This window comes from Lysinibacter cavernae, from assembly GCF_011758565.1.
Taxonomy (GTDB): Bacteria; Actinomycetota; Actinomycetes; order Actinomycetales; family Microbacteriaceae; genus Lysinibacter; species Lysinibacter cavernae.
Genome location: NZ_JAAMOX010000003.1, coordinates 244992 through 263738 on the forward strand (window position 1 = coordinate 244992; position 18747 = coordinate 263738).

The window sequence follows — 18747 nt, forward strand, 5'->3', positions numbered from 1 at the left end:
TGAGCATTATTGGGCGTGATATTTGAACACAATCAGCTCAGCGCACGCCGCTACGTTATTGATTCCCGTCGCATTGCTTTCTGTCGAAGCTCTGTCGGTGTTGTATCCATTTCCTGGGCAATCGCTCGCCGAAGCTGATCAGAACCGGCAAACCCAGAACGAAGCGCGACGCCCTCGACACTCAGCTCAACGAAGCGATCGTCAAGCAAAATCGCGACGGCATGCTCAAGGCGCCGCTGCTGGATATTTTCGCTCACGCTCTGGTTCACCTCAGAAAACAGCCGCTGCAACGACCTGGTCGACATGCCATAGTGAGCGGCTACCGTGCTCGTGCTCAACTCTGACGACGTAAAATGCGTTGAAATGAAATTGGTAATCACCGACCGCTCAACGGCGGATTTGCTTCGTGAGTGATCCGTCGATTCCTGCGCAGACGCAAGCAGCGAAAGCAGCAACGAATCGATTGCCCGAGTAGCACGAATCTGTTCCACTGGCTGAAGCGGGAATGCTTGAGGCCTGAAAAGCCCAAGAAAGAACGCACGCGCCGAGGCAACAAGCAGCTGCTGAGAAGGCAACAACTTCAATTTTGTATCGGCAACAACCCCGCGCGAGTCAGCCGCCCGTGCCGGAACCCCAACAGAGATGAACCGCGAGCGCTCAAGCACCGAGATCGTGTAGCGGTCGGCTTCAAACAAGATGCAGGCCTCACCAACGCCAACTCGACGGGTGCGTCCCGACTGACGAATCGAGATTGCACCAGACACCACAAACGTGAAGAAGATCCTCGGCTCCGGCCCATCGAGGTGTGCGGGGCCGTCCATCCGCGCGGGGGTCATCAGGGTGTCCCGCACAACGTAGTAGCCAACTTGGATGCTCCGGCTGACCAGATCAAAGGTTGACGATTCGTCAACATGATTCATCCCGGTCGACTCAAGATGAGCTGCACCTTCCGCCCCCTCGAGGCGCATCGTGCGGATGCCGTTTTCGCTTCTCGCTTGTTCCAAGAGCGAGCGTCGTGCCATCGTCATGCGATCACCCACCTATCGACGCTGACGGTGCCGGAGCCCCAACCTGCGCGCGACCGTCGGCGCGGGACTCGTGCTGCGCAACAACCGCGGCAACCTCATCCCTGAGCGAGGTGCCCGCATCTCGGAACAGTCGCTGCAGCGTCCGCATCGACATGTCATAGTGCTCGGCAATCGAGGCAACCGTGAGGTCTGGGTCGCCAGCTCGTCCTCTGATGTAACCGATGACCGCGGCCCGCTGATCATCCTTACGATCTTCGGCCGCCCGAAATTTCTCAACATACGCAAGATGCAGTTCAACAAAAAATGCGTCAATAAGATCGCTCATACGCGCAACCTCCGCAGGAGGGAGCGGGTAGTACCGAGGATCAAAAAGCTCATTGAAGAACGCGGCTAACCCACTCGACAAGATCGAGCGCTGCGATAGTTTTCGCACGGAATGCGGAAACAGGATGCCCTTTGAATCGAGAATCTCGCGCTCGATTGTGACCCTCACAACCGTGGTTTCCTCGGGAATCACGCTGAGATATGACTGCCACCCGATCGATACGGCGCCGTCCCCGGGGTTCAGCAACACTCGACGCCCTGCCTGAGTGATCGTCATTGATCCTTTGAGCACAAACGTGAACCGTAGCTGGCCTGACGATTCCGCAGTGTAGGGACGCTCGATACGGGCAGGAGTCACCGAAATCCGACGCAGCAGGTAATTGCCAATAGTCACAGAGGTCTGTTCGAAGCGAAAATCGTCAGGACGATCCGAGGCGGCAAGCGTCACGCCTTCGAGCCGTCCGACGGCTTCACGCCCGGCGACGACAACCTTGGTTACTTGATTATCACTGTTGAGGCCAACGCCCCATATCTTCGTACCCAATTCCCACCCCGAGACCTTCAACACGAGCACTACTTGCGACAAGACTAGTCCTGCATCAGCTATTCACAAACTGTTCGTAACGGCGTACGACGTCGGTTCGGGCGAAAGGCAGAGTTCAGACCGTCGAGGCAAGGATTCGCTCTGCAACGAGTGCCTCACGTTTGGGTCGCTCGTTCCCTATCGCAACGGCACCGGATGCCGCTTCGAGCGCACGGTCGAAGCGGTCCTGATCATTCCCGCTGAGGGTAAACAGCGGTTGCCCGATCACAACAGCGTCGCCGGGCTTCACCTGGAGATCGATACCGGCAGCGTGCTGCACCAGATCCGTTGGCCGCGCCCGCCCCGCTCCAAGCCGCCAGGCGGCAACGCCAAGTTGGAGGGCATCCATCTCGGTAACGTAACCGCTCGACGCTGCCCGCACGGTGTGGGATTCGCGAGCCACTGGCAGAGCCGCATCCGGATCCCCGCCTTGCCCGCGGATGCTCCGCCTCCACACATCCATAGCTCGGCCATCAACGAGCGCCTCAGCCACATCGGCATCCGGCTGGCCAGCAAGCCTCAGCATTTCGGCGGCAAGCGTCAGCGTCAGTTCCACAACATCCGATGGCCCACCCCCGGCAAGCACCTCGACGGATTCCCGAACTTCGTTTGCGTTGCCGATCGCTCGACCAAGCGGCACGTTCATATTGGTGAGAAACGCACTCGTGCGAACCCCCGCGTCGCTGCCGAGGGCCACCATGGTCTCGGCAAGCTCCCTCGACCTGTTGATGTCGGTCAGAAATGCCCCAGAGCCAAACTTCACGTCAAGCACCAACGAGTCGGTCCCCTCTGCGATCTTTTTGCTCATGATGGACGAGGCGATGAGCGGAATTGACTCGACGGTGCCCGTGATGTCTCGCAGGGCGTAAAGCCGCTTATCCGCCGGCGCGAGCTCTGCACCTGCCGCGCACACCACTCCGCCAACCTCCCGCAGTTGCGCAGCGATCTCATCGCGGGTCAGGTCGGCCCTCCACCCTGGAATGCTCTCCAGCTTGTCGAGGGTTCCGCCAGTATGACCGAGGCCGCGCCCCGAAAGCTGCGGCACCGCAACACCAAATGACGCAACGAGTGGCATGAGCGGAAGCGTGATCTTGTCGCCAACGCCTCCCGTCGAATGCTTATCGACGGTTGGTTTGCCAAGACCGGCAAAGCTCATGGTTGTGCCGCTCGCGATCATCGCGAGCGTGAGGTCTCTGATCTCGCTGCGGTTCATCCCGTTCAGGTAGATGGCCATCGCGAGTGCCGACATTTGTTCAGGTACTACATAGCCGCGAGTAAAGGCGTCTATCAGCCAATTGATTTCTGCAGTTGGCAGCGCTCCCCCGTCTCGCTTCTGGCGAATGAGGTCAACAACATCAAACGGTTCAACCATGCGCGGTGGCTCCTCGATCCCTACTGCTGTGCGGTTGTATCGGCAAGGTTCCTCGGGCCGAACGCATCGGGCAGGACCTCGTCGATAGTGCGAAGGCCAGAGACGGTGCTCAGGAGCATCCCGCCTGCGGCGTGCTCGCTTAACAACTGTCGACAGCGTCCACACGGCATGAGTATGTCGCCAGCGGCATCAACACAGACAAACGCGACCAACAGGCCGCCGCCACTCATCGTGAGCTGGGAAATGAGCGAGCATTCGGCGCACAGGGTGACACCGTAGCTCGCGTTCTCGACGTTGCAACCGGAGACGATCCGCCCATCGTCAACGAGCGCCGCGGCCCCAACAGGAAACGAGGAGTACGGGGCGTAGGCAAGCCGCATTGCCTCGGTTGCGGCGGCAAGGAGGGCTGCCCAGGTCTGATCGTCCACACTCGATTGTTCGGATGCCTCGGACATACTGCTCCTCACTGCGGGTCGTGCTGGTTAGGGCGTTAGCTGCTGGGCGGTTGAGGGCGAGGCCGGTGAGCCAACAACCGGTTCAATTTCACCGGAGATGACGCCCTGCCGGAGCGCCTCAACCTCTGCGGCGAGGACGTCGTTTACCGCGAGTTCCTGGTCATGAAATGGCGCGATACCAACGCCACCGTTTGCCAGAGTGCCAACGTAGGCTTCCTGATCAAACTCGCCAGCCATGTCATCACGGACAATCTGATCCATAGCGTTTGCGGCATTTTTCAAGACGCTCGTCAGCACAATGGAACCGTACTCGTCTGGCAACGTTTCAAATCCATCGCTGTCAACCCACACAAGCAGCACGTTTCCGGATTCGAGCGCTGCGGATGCTGCACCCTCGCCGGCCTGACCGGCAACCGGCATAATCACGTCAGCGCCCTGCTCGATGAACGCCTTCGCAACACCTTTGGCCGCGTCGCTGTCGTCGTAGCCGCCGTCAAAGGTGCCGGTGCCGGTTGCTTGATTCCAGCCGAGCACCACCACGGAGTCGTTGTGGGCAACGTTATACGCGGCCACCCCTGCGGCGAATCCGTCCATAAAGGCAATCACATGCGGTTCGCGTTCGCCGCCAAAAGTCGCAACAATTTTGTTCTTCGAAACGCCGGCAGCAACATAACCGGCGAGGAACGAGGCTTCCTGCGTTTCAAACACAACGGGCTTGAGATTCGAAACCGTACTCACGTCAACGGGCGAAGGCGGCACGGTCGGGGACGGGCTCGGTGTGGCTTCCCCCGTTACGTCTGACTCTCCATCAGCATCGGCCGGCTCGCTGGCATCGTCCTCGCTACTGTCGATGCCAACCACTTCTTGTGCCCCGGAAAGGTCGGCATCAACCACAACAAAATTGGTTGTTGGATGTTGCAGCGCAACACGCGCCGTTGGCTGGGTGAGGTCGCTTCCCACGGAAACAACAAGCCCGCATTCAGATTCAACGGCCTCCGCGAGGTTGGCAGCAAAGTCGTCGGCATCTTCCGAAACGATCGACTTCACCTGGATTCCCAGCTCGTCTTTCGCGTCTTCAAGACCGTTCCAGGTTGACTGATTAAACGAGCGGTCCTTCAGCTCGCCAGAGCTGGTCACCATCCGAGCGCAGTACGCAGGTTGGGTCGGCTCTGGCGAAGCAGCTGCCTTCGGTTTCTCTCCCTGTTGGCATCCGGAGAGCACAAGGGCCACCGCAGCCAAGCCGGCAACGATGCCGACTCGCGACACAAACTTCATGCGTGGTAGCTCCTCACGCCACCGCAGTGGCTTGTTGTATCGGCCGGGATCGCCTGCCTCGTCGGCTAGAGAACGGTACTTTCTCCCGACCGTTTGACGAGGTCTACAACCGACTTTACCTTCTGCGCGTTTTCTTTGGTCGTCACGAGCAACACGTCTGGAGTATCCACGACAACGATGTCCTGCAGCCCGATCAGCGAGATCAGGCGGCCCGACTGGGCAACCACGATTCCGTTGGATGCGTCTGACAGGATGCGGGCACCCTGGCCGAGCACCGCAAGGTCGTTTGGTCGGCCTCGGCTCAAGAGTTTGGAGACGCTCGCAAAGTCGCCAACGTCATCCCACTCGAAGTGCGCGGCGACACAGGCCATGGCGCCCCGCTCGGCCGCTGGCTCGGCGACCGTGTAATCAATGGCAACCTTTGGAAGCTTGTCCCAGAGGCGGTCAACGGTGGCGTCTCGCTCTGGGGTATCCCACACAGCGGCCATCTCCCTGAGGTTCGCAACCAGCTCGGGGTCGCTCTTTGCCATCTGGTCAAGCAGCACGTCGGCACGCGAAATGAACATGCCGGCGTTCCAGAGGTACTCGCCGCTTTCAACGTATGAGGTAGCCGTTTCGAGATCTGGCTTCTCAACAAACGAGCGCACCTCGTAGCTGTCGCGCCCTCCGAGGGACTCGATCGGCTCGCCAGCGTGGATATATCCGAACCCAACTGATGGCTCGGTTGGCGCGATACCGATTGTCACGATGCGGCCGGTGTCTGCGAGGGCAGCTGCTTCAGCAACGGCGCGATGGAACAGGAGCTGGCCTCGAATAACGTGGTCGGCGGCGAACGAGCCAACGATGACATCCGGCTCGCGGTGCTCAAGGATGGCCGCGGCGAGGCCGATAGCGGCCGAGGAATCCTTCGGCTGGGATTCGAGGACGAGGTTGTGATCGCCGAGGTCCGGCAGCTGCTCACACACCGCCGAGCGGTGCGAACGCCCGGTGACTACCATGACGCGTTCAGGGCCGGCGAGGCTGTAGACCCTGTCCCAGGTGTCTGAGAGGAGAGACTGCCCTGATCCGGTGAGGTCAAGCAGGAATTTTGGGGCATCCGCACGAGAGAGAGGCCACAGCCGAGAACCAACGCCCCCGGCAGGAATAATGCTGTAGAAGCGATCGATCGATCGCGCAGAGGTCACCATGCGCTTCAGTCTACTGAGCGACTATCAACATCCCCCATTCCCACCCCCATTCCCATTCCGGCGTATGTTTACCGGTTGGGCGTATGTTGCAACGTACGCCCAACCGGTAAACATACGCCCAAACTCGGATTTGACGGTTTTTGGAGGCATCGTACTGGGGCAATGTCGGCCATTATCATTCAATGAAACGGGAAACGGTAACAACATGGTTACGAATCCGGCACTCGCCCTCCGATTTAGGTGCGCCTAAGCGGTGTGCCTCCACCAAGGTGGCTAAACTATGAGGGCGCGTAGCGCGCATTCACTGAGGCGCGGAGTGTATTTCCGCGGCTAAACAGCCAAGGAGGGTTGTTCGTGTCAGCACCGGCAGGAACCCTAGCCGAGGGCAATAGCCCTGCAAAGAAAAAGAAGCGTGGCCCCGGAGGCACGCTTTATAGAGGAAACGAAGGGATGTGGTCGTGGGTACTGCACCGGATAACCGGTGTCGCTATCTTCTTCTTCCTCCTGGTACACATCCTCGATACGGCGCTCATCCGGGTCAGCCCCGAAGCGTATAACGCCGTTATTGGCACCTACCAGACCCCGTTGATGGGCATTGGAGAGGTTGGCCTCGTTGGAGCAATTGTGTTCCACGCGTTTAACGGACTCCGCATCATCCTCATCGATTTCTGGCGTAAGGGCACCCAGTACCAGAAGTACCTGTTCTACGTGGTACTCGGGCTGTGGGTCGTCACGATGCTCGCCTTTGTCCCCCGCCATCTCATCAACGTCTTTAGTCACTAAGGAGGCGCACTCATGACCGCAATTCAGGCACCTCGCACTCCAGCAGTGACTCGCCGTAAGGGCACCAACTGGGAAAAATGGGGTTGGATCTACATGCGCGCTTCCGGCGTGCTGCTCGTTGTTCTTATCTTTGGCCACCTCTTCGTGAACCTCATGGTTGGCAAGGGCGTGAGCGCCATTGACTTCGCGTTTGTTGGCGGAAAATACGCTGACCCGTTCTGGCAGGTCTGGGACTGTGTCATGCTCTGGCTGGCGCTCATTCACGGTGCCAACGGCATGCGCACCCTCGTGAACGACTACACCACGCGGCCAGCAATGGCGAAGGTCTTCAAATGGGCCCTCTTCCTCTCCGCCGCGGTGCTCATCGTTCTTGGCACGCTCGTGATCTTCACCTTCGACCCCTGCCCAGCCGGCGCAGACCCCGCACTCGTCGCAAGTTTCTGCGCAACTCGCTAACGATCGCACCCCGCTAAAGATTTTGAGAACCTCGGAGAACCATTCGTGAATAGCACTCATATTGAGACCGACGATGTAAAAATCGTCGACGGCGTCCACTACCACCAGTACGACGTTGTCATTGTTGGCGCCGGTGGCGCCGGCATGCGCGCAGCCATTGAGGCTGGGCCAAAGGCCAAAACGGCCGTCATTACCAAGCTGTACCCCACCCGTTCGCACACCGGTGCGGCACAGGGCGGAATGGCAGCAGCCCTCGCAAACGTTGAGGACGACAACTGGGAGTGGCACACCTTCGACACCGTCAAGGGTGGCGACTACCTCGTCGACCAGGATGCCGCTGAGATCCTCGCAAAGGAAGCCATCGACGCGGTCATCGACCTCGAGAACATGGGCCTCCCCTTTAACCGAACGCCAGAGGGCAAGATCGACCAGCGTCGCTTTGGTGGCCACACCCGCGACCACGGTAAAGCGCCAGTCCGTCGCGCGTGCTACGCGGCCGACCGTACCGGCCACATGATCCTGCAGACGCTGTTCCAGAACTGCGTCAAGCTCGGCATCAACTTCTACAACGAGTTCTACGTACTCGACATGGCAATGACCGAGGTTGACGGCGTTATGCAGCCCTCAGGCGTTGTTGCCTACGAGCTCGCAACGGGTGAGCTGCACGTCTTCCAGGCGAAGTCGATCATCTACGCAACCGGTGGTTTCGGAAAGATCTTCAAGACCACGTCAAACGCGCACACGCTCACGGGCGACGGCGTTGGCATTGTCTGGCGTAAGGGACTCCCCCTTGAAGACATGGAGTTCTACCAGTTCCACCCGACCGGCCTTGCCGGGCTCGGCATCCTTCTCACCGAGGGCGCACGAGGCGAGGGAGCCATCCTTCGTAACGCCTCTGGAGAACGCTTCATGGAGCGCTACGCCCCAACGATCAAGGACCTCGCGCCGCGTGACATTGTCGCCCGCTGCATGGTGCAAGAGGTTCTCGACGGCCGCGGCGCCGGCCCAAACAAGGACTACGTCTACCTCGACTGCACGCACCTTGGTGCAGAGGTACTCGAAACCAAGCTGCCAGACATCACGGAGTTCGCCCGCACCTACCTCGGTGTTGACCCCGTTGTTGAGCCAGTTCCCGTCTTCCCGACGGCCCACTATGCAATGGGTGGAATCCCCACCAACGTGCAGGCAGAGGTCCTCCGCGACAACGACACCGTTGTTCCAGGCCTCTACGCCGCGGGCGAATGCGCCTGCGTATCGGTTCACGGCTCAAACCGTCTCGGCACCAACTCGCTGCTCGACATCAACGTGTTTGGCAAGCGTGCAGGAAACGCCGCAGCAGACTACGCAAAGACCGCGACGTTCACGGCGCTCCCGAAGGACCCCGCAAAAGAGGTTCGCGAGCTCGTCGAGATGCTGCGCAACAGCACCGGAACCGAGCGTCTCTCTGACATCCGTCGCGAACTGCAGGAATCGATGGACCGCGGCGCCCAGGTGTTCCGCACCGACGAATCCCTCGGTGACGTGCTCAAGGTCATCCACGACCTGCGCAACCGCTACAAGAACATCTCGATTCAGGACAAGGGCCGCCGGTACAACACCGACCTGCTCGAGGCCATCGAGCTTGGCTTCCTGCTCGACCTCGCAGAGGTGCTCGTCTTCGCCGCACGCAACCGCAAGGAAAGCCGTGGCGGCCACATGCGCGACGATTACCCAGATCGCGACGACGCCAACTACATGAAGCACACCATGGCGTACCTCACCGGCGACCCACACTCGCCAGACCCAGAGGACCACATCCGGCTCGACTGGAAACCAGTTGTGCAGACCCGCTACGAGCCAATGGAGAGGAAGTACTAAGCATGAGCACCGCAACTGCTGAGGCCACCGTGCCTGCCGCTCCCGAAAAGCACGAGTCATTTACCGTCACGCTCATCATTCGCCGGTTTGACCCTGAGGTCGACGACGAGCCGCGCTGGCAAGACTTTGACGTGCAGATGTACCCAACCGACCGCATCCTCGATGCGCTGCACCAGATCAAGTGGGAGCAGGACGGTTCGCTCACGTTCCGTCGCTCGTGCGCCCACGGTATTTGTGGTTCGGATGCCATGCGCATCAACGGCCGCAACCGCCTGGCCTGCAAGACGCTCATCAAGGACCTCGACATTTCGAAGCCCATCTACGTTGAAGCCATCAAGGGACTCCCCCTTGAAAAAGACCTCATCGTTGACATGGAGCCCTTCTTTGCGTCGTACCGCGAGGTGCAGCCCTTCCTCGTTGCCAGCTCAGAGCCGGGCAACGGGAAAGAGCGCGTCCAGTCGGTCGCAGACCGCGAGCGTTTTGACGACACCACCAAGTGCATCCTCTGCGCCGCGTGCACGTCAAGCTGCCCCGTGTTCTGGACCGACGGCCAGTACTTCGGCCCTGCCGCAATCGTCAACGCGCACCGTTTCATCTTTGACTCCCGCGATGAGAACTCGCAGGTGCGTCTCGACATCCTCAACGATAAAGAGGGCGTGTGGCGCTGCCGCACAACCTTCAACTGCTCGGAGGCATGCCCCCGCGGCATCCAAGTGACCAAGGCAATCGCCGAGGTGAAGCAGGCGATTATCAGCGGCGTCTAGGCTGCAACCAAGCGCAGAACAGATCAGGGCGATCCGACACAGAACTTCGGTTTTGGAACGGGTCGCCCTGATGCGTTTCCACGTCGGGTACACTGCTGTTCTTCCCCTCGCTCACGAGACGAGGAATTATGGCTACGCTTCGCCGGATGTTGGCACGCGACCCACTGCAAGCCCACCGCGCATCCACCCCACTTGAACTGTTCTTCGATCTGGTCTTTGTTGTTGCTATTTCGCTCGCATCGTCGCAGCTGCACCACTTTGAGTCCGAGAATCATGTTGGTGCCGGCGTCGGCTCCTACCTCATGGTGTTTTTTGCCATTTGGTGGGCCTGGCTCAACTTCACCTGGTTTGCCTCAGCCTTTGACACCGACGACTGGCTGTATCGGCTGACAACGTTTATCCAACTCGGTGGTGCCCTCGTCCTTGCAGCTGGAACGGTGCCGGCGATGACCCAGCATGACTTCTCCATCGTCATTCTTGGGTACGTCATTATGCGCATTGCCCTTGTCAGTCAATGGCTTCGTGTTTCGTTCTCTGACCCTGAGTATCGTCAGGTTGGGTTGCGGTACGGGGCAGGGATCACGGTCGTTCAGCTTGGCTGGATTGCGTTCTATTGGGTACCTGACGCGTTTCAGATTCCGTCGTTCCTCCTCCTCGTTGTGTGCGACGTGCTCGTTCCCGTCATTGCCGAACGACGCCAGGTCACCAAATGGCACCCGGAACACATCTCGGAACGCTACGGCCTATTCACCCTCATCGTGCTTGGCGAGACGATCCTGGCCTCAACCAACGCGGTTGTTGAAGCAATTGCAGAAACCGAACACCTCGGGCAACTTGTTCTCCTCTCGGCGACCGGCCTCGTAATCGTGTGCGCCATTTGGTGGGTGTACTTCACCGTGCCACAGGCTGATGCGCTTGGCGCCACCCGCTTTCCCCTGCTGTGGGGATACAGTCACTACTTCATTTACGCGTCGGCAGCGGCGCTCTCTGCCGGCCTTGAAGTTGCAATTGATATCCAAACTGAACATACCGACCTCGCCTCGGTGCAGGCGGCAGCTACAACAACGATTCCCGTTGCAGTCCTTGTCTTCTCCGTGTGGCTTGTGCTGATCCGCCGCTCAGCAACAACCACGATGAATGTGGTGTTCCCAATGCTTGCCGCGACCATTGCGCTGAGCGCGTTTCTTCCCTACTCGCTCCAGGTAACCGCGGCGCTCACCGTTCTGGCAGCGTGCTGCACCAGCGTGGTGGCCAGAAGCTGCGCCCCTTCACCGCAGCCTCTGTAGGGTTGAAGCTATGAAACAGCTGATCGCGCGCATCACTGCACTCATCGAACGGGTGACCAAATGGGTTATGACCTTTCGAGTGGTGCGCGTGTTCATGCATTTCTCGGCCAACGGTGGAAATCTGCTCGCGGCTGGGCTGTCGTTCCAGGCAATTTTTGCGTTGTTCGCCGCACTCTACGTTGGGTTTGCGACCTTTGGAATTGTGATCAGCAATAATGCCGAGTTGCAGGCCGCGGTGGTTGAGTGGCTCAACACGCTCGTCCCCGGACTTATCGGCCCCGACGGTGCCACGAGCCTCGATGAGTTGCTTCAAGCCCAGATTCTTGGCTGGACCGGCGCCATCGCCGCTGTCTCGCTCGTCTGGGTGGCCGTCGGCTGGCTTGGCACCGCCCGCGAGGCGATCCGACGGATGATGGGAGTCGTGTGGAATCCCTCAAACGGGCTCATCCTCAAGGTTCGCGATTTTGGCCTCGCATTTATACTCGCCATCGCGGTCATCATCTCGGCAGGTCTCATGGTGCTCAGCAGCTCACTCCTCACAAACGTGGTGGATTCGTTGGGCCTCGAAAGCGATTCCTGGATCGTGAGTGGTCTGGCAAGGGTGCTGGCATTCATCATCATGTTTGTGTTTGATGCTGGCGTCCTTGCCGCCACGTATCGGGTACTCTCCGGGGTCAAGGTCAACGGGGCGATCCTCTTCAGAGTCTCGTTCGTTGGTGGCCTCGCAATGAGCGTCATCATGCTTCTTGGCTCGCAGCTTGCGTCTGGGGTCGGCAATAACCCGCTCCTCGCTTCCTTCGCAACACTCATCGGTTTACTTGTTTGGTTCAACCTGCTGTGCCGTGTGGTGTTGCTTGGGGCAGCCTGGATAGCCATCGAATCAGAAGACCGGTTTGGTTCGTTGCCCGGCACCGAACCAAACATGGGTGAGGGAGCCAAGCATCCGCATTCGCTCACCGGCGGGCTCGGCACCGGCCCTGGTGTCGGTGTCACACTATAGACTTGAGCAATGGCTCAGTCAGTTCGCATCGCGTCCATTAACACCAACGGCATCCGCGCCGCATATCGCAAGGGAATGGGCGACTGGCTCGCTACCAGAGACATCGATATCCTCGCGATTCAAGAGGTCCGTGCCTCGACCGAAGACGTTGTTGGCCTGCTTGGCGACGACTGGCACGTTTTGCACGACCCCTGCAATCAAAAAGGCCGCGCCGGCGTCGCAATTGCAAGCCGCAAGCCGTCCATCGCACACCGCATCGAGCTCGGCGACGAGTCAGTCGACAGCTCAGGCCGCTGGATCGAAGCCGACTTCGAAATTAACGGCAAGATGCTTACCGTTGTGAGCACGTACGTGCACTCCGGTGTTGTTGACACCCCAAAGCAAGACGCCAAATGGATCTTCCTCGACGCAATGACCACACGCATGGCCGAACTCGCCAAGCAGCAGCCCTACGCCCTCGTCGTGGGTGACCTCAACGTTGGTCACCAAGAATTTGATATCAAGAATTGGAAGGGCAACCGAAAGAACTCGGGCTTCCTTCCACGCGAGCGCGCCTACTTCGACCGCTTTTTCGGCCCACTCGACGAAGACGTCGTTGGCGTTGACGAGTCGGTAGCAAAAGGCCTCGGCTGGGTGGATGTCGGCCGCAAGTTTGCCGGCGACGTCGACGGTCCATACACCTGGTGGTCGCAGCGCGGCCAGGCCTTCGACAACGACACCGGCTGGCGCATCGACTACCACGTTGCAACCCCAGCACTCGCCGAGCATGTTGAGCACTACGTTGTTGACCGCGCCGCGAGCTACGACACCCGTTGGAGCGACCACGCCGCTGTTGTGGTCGACTACAGCCTCTAGTTTTTAGCTCCCCAGCTACCATCACTTCGCGTACCAGGTACGCGCCGTTCAGAAAGTCATCATGAACAACAAGCCCGTCATTTTCTCCGGAATGCAGCCCTCAAGCGATTCGCTGCACCTCGGCAACTACATCGGTGCCCTCACCCAGTGGGTTGGCATGCAGCAGACCTTCGACGCCTACTTCTGCGTGGTCAACCTGCACGCCATCACGGTTGCCCAAGATCCAGCCGAGCTGGCAGAGCGCACGCGCGCAACCGCCGCCCAATACATCGCGGCCGGCATCGACCCAGACCAGTCAACACTCTTTGTGCAGTCCCACGTGCCTGCTCACGCCGAACTCGCTTGGGTCCTCAACACCATCACCGGCTTTGGCGAGGCCAGCCGCATGACACAGTTCAAAGACAAGTCGATCCGCCACGGCGCCGACAAGGCCTCGGTTGGGCTCTTTACCTACCCCATCCTCATGGCCGCCGACATCCTGCTCTACCAGGCCGACACCGTTCCGGTTGGCGAAGACCAGCGTCAGCACGTTGAGCTCACCCGCGACCTCGCCGAACGATTCAACTCGCGCTACGGGCAAACCTTCACGGTACCAAAGCCACAAATCCTCAAAGAGACCGCCAAGATCTACGACCTGCAGAATCCAACCGCAAAGATGTCAAAATCTGCGGCAACCGAGGCGGGCCTCCTCAAGATTCTCGACGACCCAAAAGTCACCGCCAAGAAGATCATGCGCGCCGTGACGGATGCCGACGGCGAGATCCGTTTCGACCGCGAGACCAAACCCGGTGTCTCCAACCTGCTCACCATCTTTGCGGTGCTCTCCGGCCGCACAGTTGAGTCAATCGAGCGCGAATTTGAGGGCCGCGGCTACGGCGACCTCAAAAAGGCCCTCGCTGAGGTTGTCACCGACACGTTTACGCCCATCCGCGAACGCACCAACGAGCTCCTCACCGACCCGGCCGAACTCGACCGCCTCCTCGCCCGCGCCGCAGACCGAGCCAACTCGGTCGCGCAGGAGACCCTCAACACGGTCTACGACCGCTTCGGGTTGCTGCGCCGCTAACGCCGGTGCCGGTGCCGGCCCCAAAGCACCATCTGTTCGCCCCAAAGTCCGCCCAATGTGGCTTAATAACCGGATTTTGAGGCGAATAGATGCTGTTGATTAGGCAAGACCGAAGGCGTCAGCGTCAGTGTCAGTGTCAGTGTCGGTGACGGCGTCGGTGCCAATGCCAGCATCAGTACCGCCCGAAAGCCGAGCACTGGCCATTGACAGGCTGGGCATCATCACCGCAGCAGATATTCCGAACACGACGACGTAGAGGCCATAGGCGACGAACAGCTGTCCGCTCGCAACGGTGAAGGCGTACATAATGAACGCGTAGTAGCTCAGGCAGGCAAGCATACTGAGGCCAAGGATCAGAAAGAGAACGCCAAGAACCCGTTTCAGACAAGTTGGCCTTATGACGGTTTGCCCGGCAGTCTCAGCCGTCGAAATCTCCCGCTGAACGACACTGGTTCTCCAGAACAGCACGATACTGACGATCATAATCAGCCCAACCGTCACAAGATGGCGGAGGAGGACTGGCTGTGCAAGCCCAGGAAAGACCAGGCACAGGGCACCAGCTGAACACCCAAAAGCTACGGCAAACAGCAACGCCGCGTTCCGTCTCGCGGGAGCGCTCAGCATCGTTTGCCTTCGAACAGTCACAACCTAAAACTATCTCCAGCTGCTGGGCACTGCCTGATCCTGCGTCTTGGCGACCCGACAACGGTGTTCGGCGCCAATCATCCGCACTGCGGTCGTTCGCGCGCGGATGCGAGTTGTCGGCCAAACTCAGCCGGGCGTCCGTTCGCCGGTTGTTGCGATTCTCAGGTCACAGACCTCGTACATCAGCGGTTGGATACTGCCTCAGCAAACCGAATGAGACCACCCTAGAGCACCATCTGTTCGCCCCAAAGTCCGCCCAATGTGACTTAATAACCGGACTTTGGGGCAAACAGGTTGGCGGGCGGATGCCGAGGTAAGGCCGGATGCGAACCAGCTGGCTAGAGCACGTCGTCGTCGACCCAGTTGAGGGTCTTGGTGACAGCCTTTTTCCAGTTGCGGTACAGGCGATCGCGCTCGGCGCGGTCGAGGGAGGGCTCCCAGCGCCGGTCTTCCTGCCAGTTGCCGCGCAGCTCGTCGAGGCCCGACCAGAAGCCGACCGCAAGGCCTGCCGCATAGGCGGCGCCAAGTGCCGTTGTTTCGGCCACAACAGGGCGAACGACCGGCACCCCGAGCATGTCAGCCTGGAACTGCATGAGGGTGCTGTTGGCCGTCATCCCACCGTCCACTTTGAGCGCCGTGAGCGGCACCTTGGAATCGGCGTTGACCGCGTCGAGCACCTCGGTCGTTTGGTAGGCGGTGGATTCGAGGGCGGCGCGGGCGATGTGGCCCTTATTCACGAAGCGAGTGAGCCCGACGAGGGCGCCACGAGCATCCGGCCGCCAGTGCGGGGCGAAGAGGCCCGAGAACGCGGGCACGAAGTAGGCACCACCGTTGTTTGGCACGGTCGCGGCCAGGTCCTCGACCTCCGCCGACGAGGAAATCATACCGACGTTATCCCTCAGCCATTGGATGAGCGAGCCGGTTACCGCGATGGAACCTTCAAGCGCATAGCGCGGCGGCTCTCCTGCAAGTTGATAGGCAACGGTGGTGAGGAGGCCGTTGGTCGAGTGCACAATTTCTTCGCCGGTGTTCACGATGAGAAAGTTGCCGGTGCCGTACGTGTTCTTTGCCTCGCCAGCTTCAAAGGCCGCCTGTCCAAAGGTTGCCGCCTGCTGGTCGCCAAGGATGCCGGCCACAGGAACCTCCCGGAGCAGCGACGAGCTGTGCGCATAGCCGTATACCTCTGACGAACTCTTAATCTCAGGCAGCATGCTGCGCGGCACGCCAAACTCGGCGAGGATCTCGTCGCTCCAGTCGAGGGTCTTGAGATCCATAAAGAGGGTGCGGGATGCGTTGGTCACGTCGGTGACGTGCACTCCCCCGTCGACGCCACCGGTGAGGTTCCACAGCACCCAGGTGTCTGTTGTGCCAAAGAGGAGGTCGCCGTTGTTTGCAAGCTCGCGGGCGCCCTCGACGTTTTCGAGCATCCAGACAATCTTGGTTCCAGAGAAGTAGGTAGCGAGCGGCAGCCCAACCGTCTTCGAGAACCGCGTGACGCCTTCCTCTCCGGCGAGTCGGTTCGCGATGGCCTGCGTTCGTGTGTCTTGCCACACGATGGCGTTGTAGATCGGCTTGCCGGTGTGTTTGTTCCACACGACGGCCGTCTCACGCTGGTTGGTGATTCCGATGGCCGCGATGTTGTGCCGGGTGAGGCTAGCTTTTGCCAACGCGAGACCGATCACCTCACGAACGTTGTCCCAAATCTGTGTGGCGTCGTGCTCAACCCATCCGGCCTGCGGAAAGATCTGGTCGTGCTCAAGCTGACCCGTGGCAACGACCGTGCCAGCGTGATCAAAGATGATCGCCCTGGTAGAGGTTGTGCCCTGATCGATTGAGAGGACGTAGTCCACCGAATGAGCGTTATCGGGCAGGCGAACATCTTCTCCGTCGAGAACGATGTGGGCAGTCATCAGCTGAACTCCTCTATGAGTCTGGGTATGGCGCGCGACCGTACGTATCGCGCGCGAGCGGTGACGCTCAGGTTGGGTGGCGTTACGAGACTACCGTTGAACTGTCGTGTGACGCCTCGAGCCGAACGCCGTGATCGTGCTCAAGCGACTGTCTGGTTGCCTCAACCTGTTGGCGGCGCTCTGCGGCGCTCCAGCCGAGGTCAGCAGCAAGCACATCGGCAAGCTCGTCGATCAGTGGGGCAGTCACCGAGCCAACAAAGGCGAGGCTCGTGCGGCGCATGATCACGTCGAGGATGCTGACCACAAACTCGGTTTCAATCAGGTAGTCGAGCTCTTGGCGCGAGTAGTGTGCGGCATGGATGAGCGGCACGTCGCCGTGCTCGTCAAGGTAGTCGATAAGTGGTTCCGCTCGCGTGCCGTAGCGGGTGAGGAGTTCGTCGGTCCGCTCGGCGCTCAAGCCGCCGCGGTGTTTGCGCACCCATTCTGCCCGTGCGGCGTCGGTGCGTGGGAATCCTTTGCCGCCGCCAATCGGCATCCCTGCGGTGCTCACTTCGCGGTCGAGTCCGAGCGCCGTGAGCACTTCCTGACTGAGGTGTTCTGCGAGCGCGCGGAACGTGGTCCATTTGCCGCCAACCAGACTCAGCACGGTTGGCGTCTTGCGCGCGCCGGCCATGGTTCCGCCACGCCGCTCGATGCGGTAGTCGCGCGAAACGAACCCAGGTTGCGTGTCATCGTGCCGAGGCAGCGGCCGGATGCCGGAGAAACGGTACACGATCTGCTCACGATCAACCTCGACGGTTGGGAACACATGCCTAATGAGGTCGAAGAAATAGTCAACCTCTTCCTCGGTGCAGACGCTTGGCATGCTCGGGTCGGCGTCGATGTCTGTTGTGCCAACCATGACGCGTCCCTTGAGCGGGTAAATGAGCACGATGCGACCATCGCTGTGCTCAAAAAAGATTTCGTGGCCGCCGGTGGCCTCAAGCAGCTCGGTATTGTCGAGCACGATGTGAGAGCCTTTGGTCCCGCCCATGTACTTGGTTTCCATGCCGAGGGCCTCGTTGGTGAGGTCGGTCCATGGGCCGCTCGTGTTCACAATCACATCGGCTGCGAGGGTCATGGTTTCGCCAGACTGGGTATCGCGCACGATAACGCCTGAGCCGTCCATGCCGATTGCTTCGACATAGTTAGCGGCGCGGGCGTGCGGTCCCGCGGCGAGGCCGTCCATGAGCACATCGAGCGCGAGGCGCTCTGGGTCGTGCATTGACGCGTCGAAGTAGGTTGCCGTGTACTTCAGATCGTGGTTGAGCTTAGGCAGCTCGGCAAGAGACTTTCGGCGACCTGCAAATTTGTGGCGGGGCACCTGCCCAGCGTCCGAGTGCTTCGAGCCGCGCGAGAAGGAGTCGTACAGTACGAGGCCGGCCTTGATAAGGAAGGCTCCACGCTCGTTTGGCTTGCCCTGGCGGTGCGTGAGGAAGCGCATCGGGGCGCTCAGGATGCCGGAGAACGTACTGAAGATAGGAACCGTCGTTGGCAGGGGCTTCACGTAGTGCGGCGCGATCTGGAGCAGTCCGTTGCGCTCCTGCACCGATTCGCGTACGAGACGAAACTCGCCGTTTTCGAGGTAGCGGATGCCTCCGTGAATCATGTGGCTTGAGGCGGAGGATGCCCCCGAGCACCAGTCGCCGCGTTCGACGAGGATGACGTCAACGCCCTGTAGTGCCAGGTCGCGGAAGGTTGCGATGCCGTTGATGCCACCGCCGATGACAACAACGCTGGCTCGCGGCTTCGCGGCGAGCGCTCGGACGGATTCTCTGGTCGAGGTTTCGGCGGAGGACGGTGTCGTCTTGGCGTTCATGAGCTTCCTTTAGTGCTTGCGGAGACAATGCTGCAACTGCGCG

Annotated in this window: 17 protein-coding genes; 8 read left to right on the forward strand and 9 right to left on the reverse strand. The window is 60.0% G+C overall.

Annotated features, from left to right (window positions below; translation table 11 throughout):
- Window positions 1–50: 50 nt before the first annotated feature.
- The 6 genes from FHX76_RS15100 to FHX76_RS15125 form a co-directional block, all read right to left on the reverse strand.
- Window positions 51–1028, reverse strand: a complete 978-nt coding sequence (locus FHX76_RS15100) for an AraC family transcriptional regulator (RefSeq protein ID WP_167152133.1) — start codon at window positions 1026–1028, stop codon at window positions 51–53.
- 4 nt (window positions 1029–1032) lie between these two features.
- The gene (locus tag FHX76_RS15105; RefSeq protein WP_167152135.1) at window positions 1033–1896 is read right to left on the reverse strand and encodes an AraC-like ligand-binding domain-containing protein; all 864 of its coding nucleotides are present in this window, start codon (window positions 1894–1896) and stop codon (window positions 1033–1035) included.
- Window positions 1897–2011: 115 nt separating this feature from the next.
- Complete coding sequence (locus FHX76_RS15110; RefSeq protein WP_167152137.1) at window positions 2012–3307, reverse strand: thymidine phosphorylase; 1296 nt, start codon at window positions 3305–3307, stop codon at window positions 2012–2014.
- Window positions 3308–3327: 20 nt separating this feature from the next.
- Window positions 3328–3762: a cytidine deaminase gene (locus tag FHX76_RS15115; protein ID WP_167152139.1), complete on the reverse strand. Its 435-nt coding sequence runs from the start codon at window positions 3760–3762 to the stop codon at window positions 3328–3330.
- Between the two features lie 27 nt (window positions 3763–3789).
- Window positions 3790–5037, reverse strand: a complete 1248-nt coding sequence (locus FHX76_RS15120) for a BMP family lipoprotein (RefSeq protein ID WP_167152140.1) — start codon at window positions 5035–5037, stop codon at window positions 3790–3792.
- Window positions 5038–5102: 65 nt separating this feature from the next.
- Window positions 5103–6224: a mannose-1-phosphate guanylyltransferase gene (locus FHX76_RS15125; protein ID WP_167152142.1), complete on the reverse strand. Its 1122-nt coding sequence runs from the start codon at window positions 6222–6224 to the stop codon at window positions 5103–5105.
- Between the two features lie 354 nt (window positions 6225–6578).
- On the opposite strand from FHX76_RS15125, the gene sdhC reads away from it, so the two are divergent.
- From sdhC to trpS, 8 genes are all read left to right on the forward strand, one after another.
- A complete protein-coding gene (gene sdhC, locus FHX76_RS15130) occupies window positions 6579–7007 on the forward strand; it encodes a succinate dehydrogenase, cytochrome b556 subunit (protein ID WP_341777968.1) in 429 nt (142 codons plus the stop codon).
- A 12-nt stretch (window positions 7008–7019) separates the two neighbouring features.
- Complete coding sequence (locus FHX76_RS15135) at window positions 7020–7463, forward strand: succinate dehydrogenase hydrophobic membrane anchor subunit (RefSeq protein WP_167152146.1); 444 nt, start codon at window positions 7020–7022, stop codon at window positions 7461–7463.
- Between the two features lie 45 nt (window positions 7464–7508).
- Window positions 7509–9320, forward strand: a complete 1812-nt coding sequence (sdhA, locus tag FHX76_RS15140; RefSeq protein WP_341777969.1) for a succinate dehydrogenase flavoprotein subunit — start codon at window positions 7509–7511, stop codon at window positions 9318–9320.
- A gap of 2 nt (window positions 9321–9322) precedes the next feature.
- On the forward strand, window positions 9323–10084 hold the full coding sequence (locus FHX76_RS15145) for a succinate dehydrogenase iron-sulfur subunit (protein ID WP_167152148.1): 762 nt from the start codon (window positions 9323–9325) through the stop codon (window positions 10082–10084).
- Between the two features lie 128 nt (window positions 10085–10212).
- Window positions 10213–11370 (forward strand): low temperature requirement protein A, encoded by a 1158-nt coding sequence (locus FHX76_RS15150; RefSeq protein WP_167152150.1) that lies wholly within the window; start codon window positions 10213–10215, stop codon window positions 11368–11370.
- Window positions 11371–11380: 10 nt separating this feature from the next.
- Window positions 11381–12370, forward strand: coding sequence for a YihY/virulence factor BrkB family protein (locus FHX76_RS15155; RefSeq protein WP_167152152.1), 990 nt, complete (start codon window positions 11381–11383; stop codon window positions 12368–12370).
- 9 nt (window positions 12371–12379) lie between these two features.
- Window positions 12380–13225: an exodeoxyribonuclease III gene (locus FHX76_RS15160; RefSeq protein WP_167152154.1), complete on the forward strand. Its 846-nt coding sequence runs from the start codon at window positions 12380–12382 to the stop codon at window positions 13223–13225.
- 61 nt (window positions 13226–13286) lie between these two features.
- Window positions 13287–14291, forward strand: coding sequence for a tryptophan--tRNA ligase (gene trpS / locus FHX76_RS15165; protein ID WP_167152156.1), 1005 nt, complete (start codon window positions 13287–13289; stop codon window positions 14289–14291).
- A 99-nt stretch (window positions 14292–14390) separates the two neighbouring features.
- Here the strand turns inward: trpS and FHX76_RS15170 are convergent, their stop codons facing one another.
- The 3 genes from FHX76_RS15170 to FHX76_RS15180 form a co-directional block, all read right to left on the reverse strand.
- The gene (locus tag FHX76_RS15170; RefSeq protein ID WP_167152158.1) at window positions 14391–14915 is read right to left on the reverse strand and encodes a hypothetical protein; all 525 of its coding nucleotides are present in this window, start codon (window positions 14913–14915) and stop codon (window positions 14391–14393) included.
- 359 nt (window positions 14916–15274) lie between these two features.
- Window positions 15275–16846 (reverse strand): glycerol kinase GlpK, encoded by a 1572-nt coding sequence (glpK, locus tag FHX76_RS15175; protein ID WP_167152160.1) that lies wholly within the window; start codon window positions 16844–16846, stop codon window positions 15275–15277.
- 82 nt (window positions 16847–16928) lie between these two features.
- Window positions 16929–18704, reverse strand: a complete 1776-nt coding sequence (locus FHX76_RS15180) for a glycerol-3-phosphate dehydrogenase/oxidase (RefSeq protein WP_167152162.1) — start codon at window positions 18702–18704, stop codon at window positions 16929–16931.
- Window positions 18705–18747 lie beyond the last annotated feature (43 nt).

Bases quoted from the DNA above. Each gene is read 5' to 3' on its own strand.
- FHX76_RS15155 (WP_167152152.1), top strand. From the start codon at position 11,381: ATGAAACAGCTGATCGCGCGCATCACTGCACTCATCGAACGGGTGACC.
- FHX76_RS15120 (WP_167152140.1), bottom strand. From the start codon at position 5,037: ATGAAGTTTGTGTCGCGAGTCGGCATCGTTGCCGGCTTGGCTGCGGTG.
- FHX76_RS15125 (WP_167152142.1), bottom strand. From the start codon at position 6,224: ATGGTGACCTCTGCGCGATCGATCGATCGCTTCTACAGCATTATTCCT.
- trpS (WP_167152156.1), top strand. From the start codon at position 13,287: ATGAACAACAAGCCCGTCATTTTCTCCGGAATGCAGCCCTCAAGCGAT.
- FHX76_RS15170 (WP_167152158.1), bottom strand. From the start codon at position 14,915: ATGCTGAGCGCTCCCGCGAGACGGAACGCGGCGTTGCTGTTTGCCGTA.
- FHX76_RS15160 (WP_167152154.1), top strand. From the start codon at position 12,380: ATGGCTCAGTCAGTTCGCATCGCGTCCATTAACACCAACGGCATCCGC.
- FHX76_RS15115 (WP_167152139.1), bottom strand. From the start codon at position 3,762: ATGTCCGAGGCATCCGAACAATCGAGTGTGGACGATCAGACCTGGGCA.
- FHX76_RS15145 (WP_167152148.1), top strand. From the start codon at position 9,323: ATGAGCACCGCAACTGCTGAGGCCACCGTGCCTGCCGCTCCCGAAAAG.
- FHX76_RS15135 (WP_167152146.1), top strand. From the start codon at position 7,020: ATGACCGCAATTCAGGCACCTCGCACTCCAGCAGTGACTCGCCGTAAG.
- FHX76_RS15110 (WP_167152137.1), bottom strand. From the start codon at position 3,307: ATGGTTGAACCGTTTGATGTTGTTGACCTCATTCGCCAGAAGCGAGAC.
- FHX76_RS15100 (WP_167152133.1), bottom strand. From the start codon at position 1,028: ATGACGATGGCACGACGCTCGCTCTTGGAACAAGCGAGAAGCGAAAAC.
- FHX76_RS15150 (WP_167152150.1), top strand. From the start codon at position 10,213: ATGGCTACGCTTCGCCGGATGTTGGCACGCGACCCACTGCAAGCCCAC.
- glpK (WP_167152160.1), bottom strand. From the start codon at position 16,846: ATGACTGCCCACATCGTTCTCGACGGAGAAGATGTTCGCCTGCCCGAT.
- FHX76_RS15180 (WP_167152162.1), bottom strand. From the start codon at position 18,704: ATGAACGCCAAGACGACACCGTCCTCCGCCGAAACCTCGACCAGAGAA.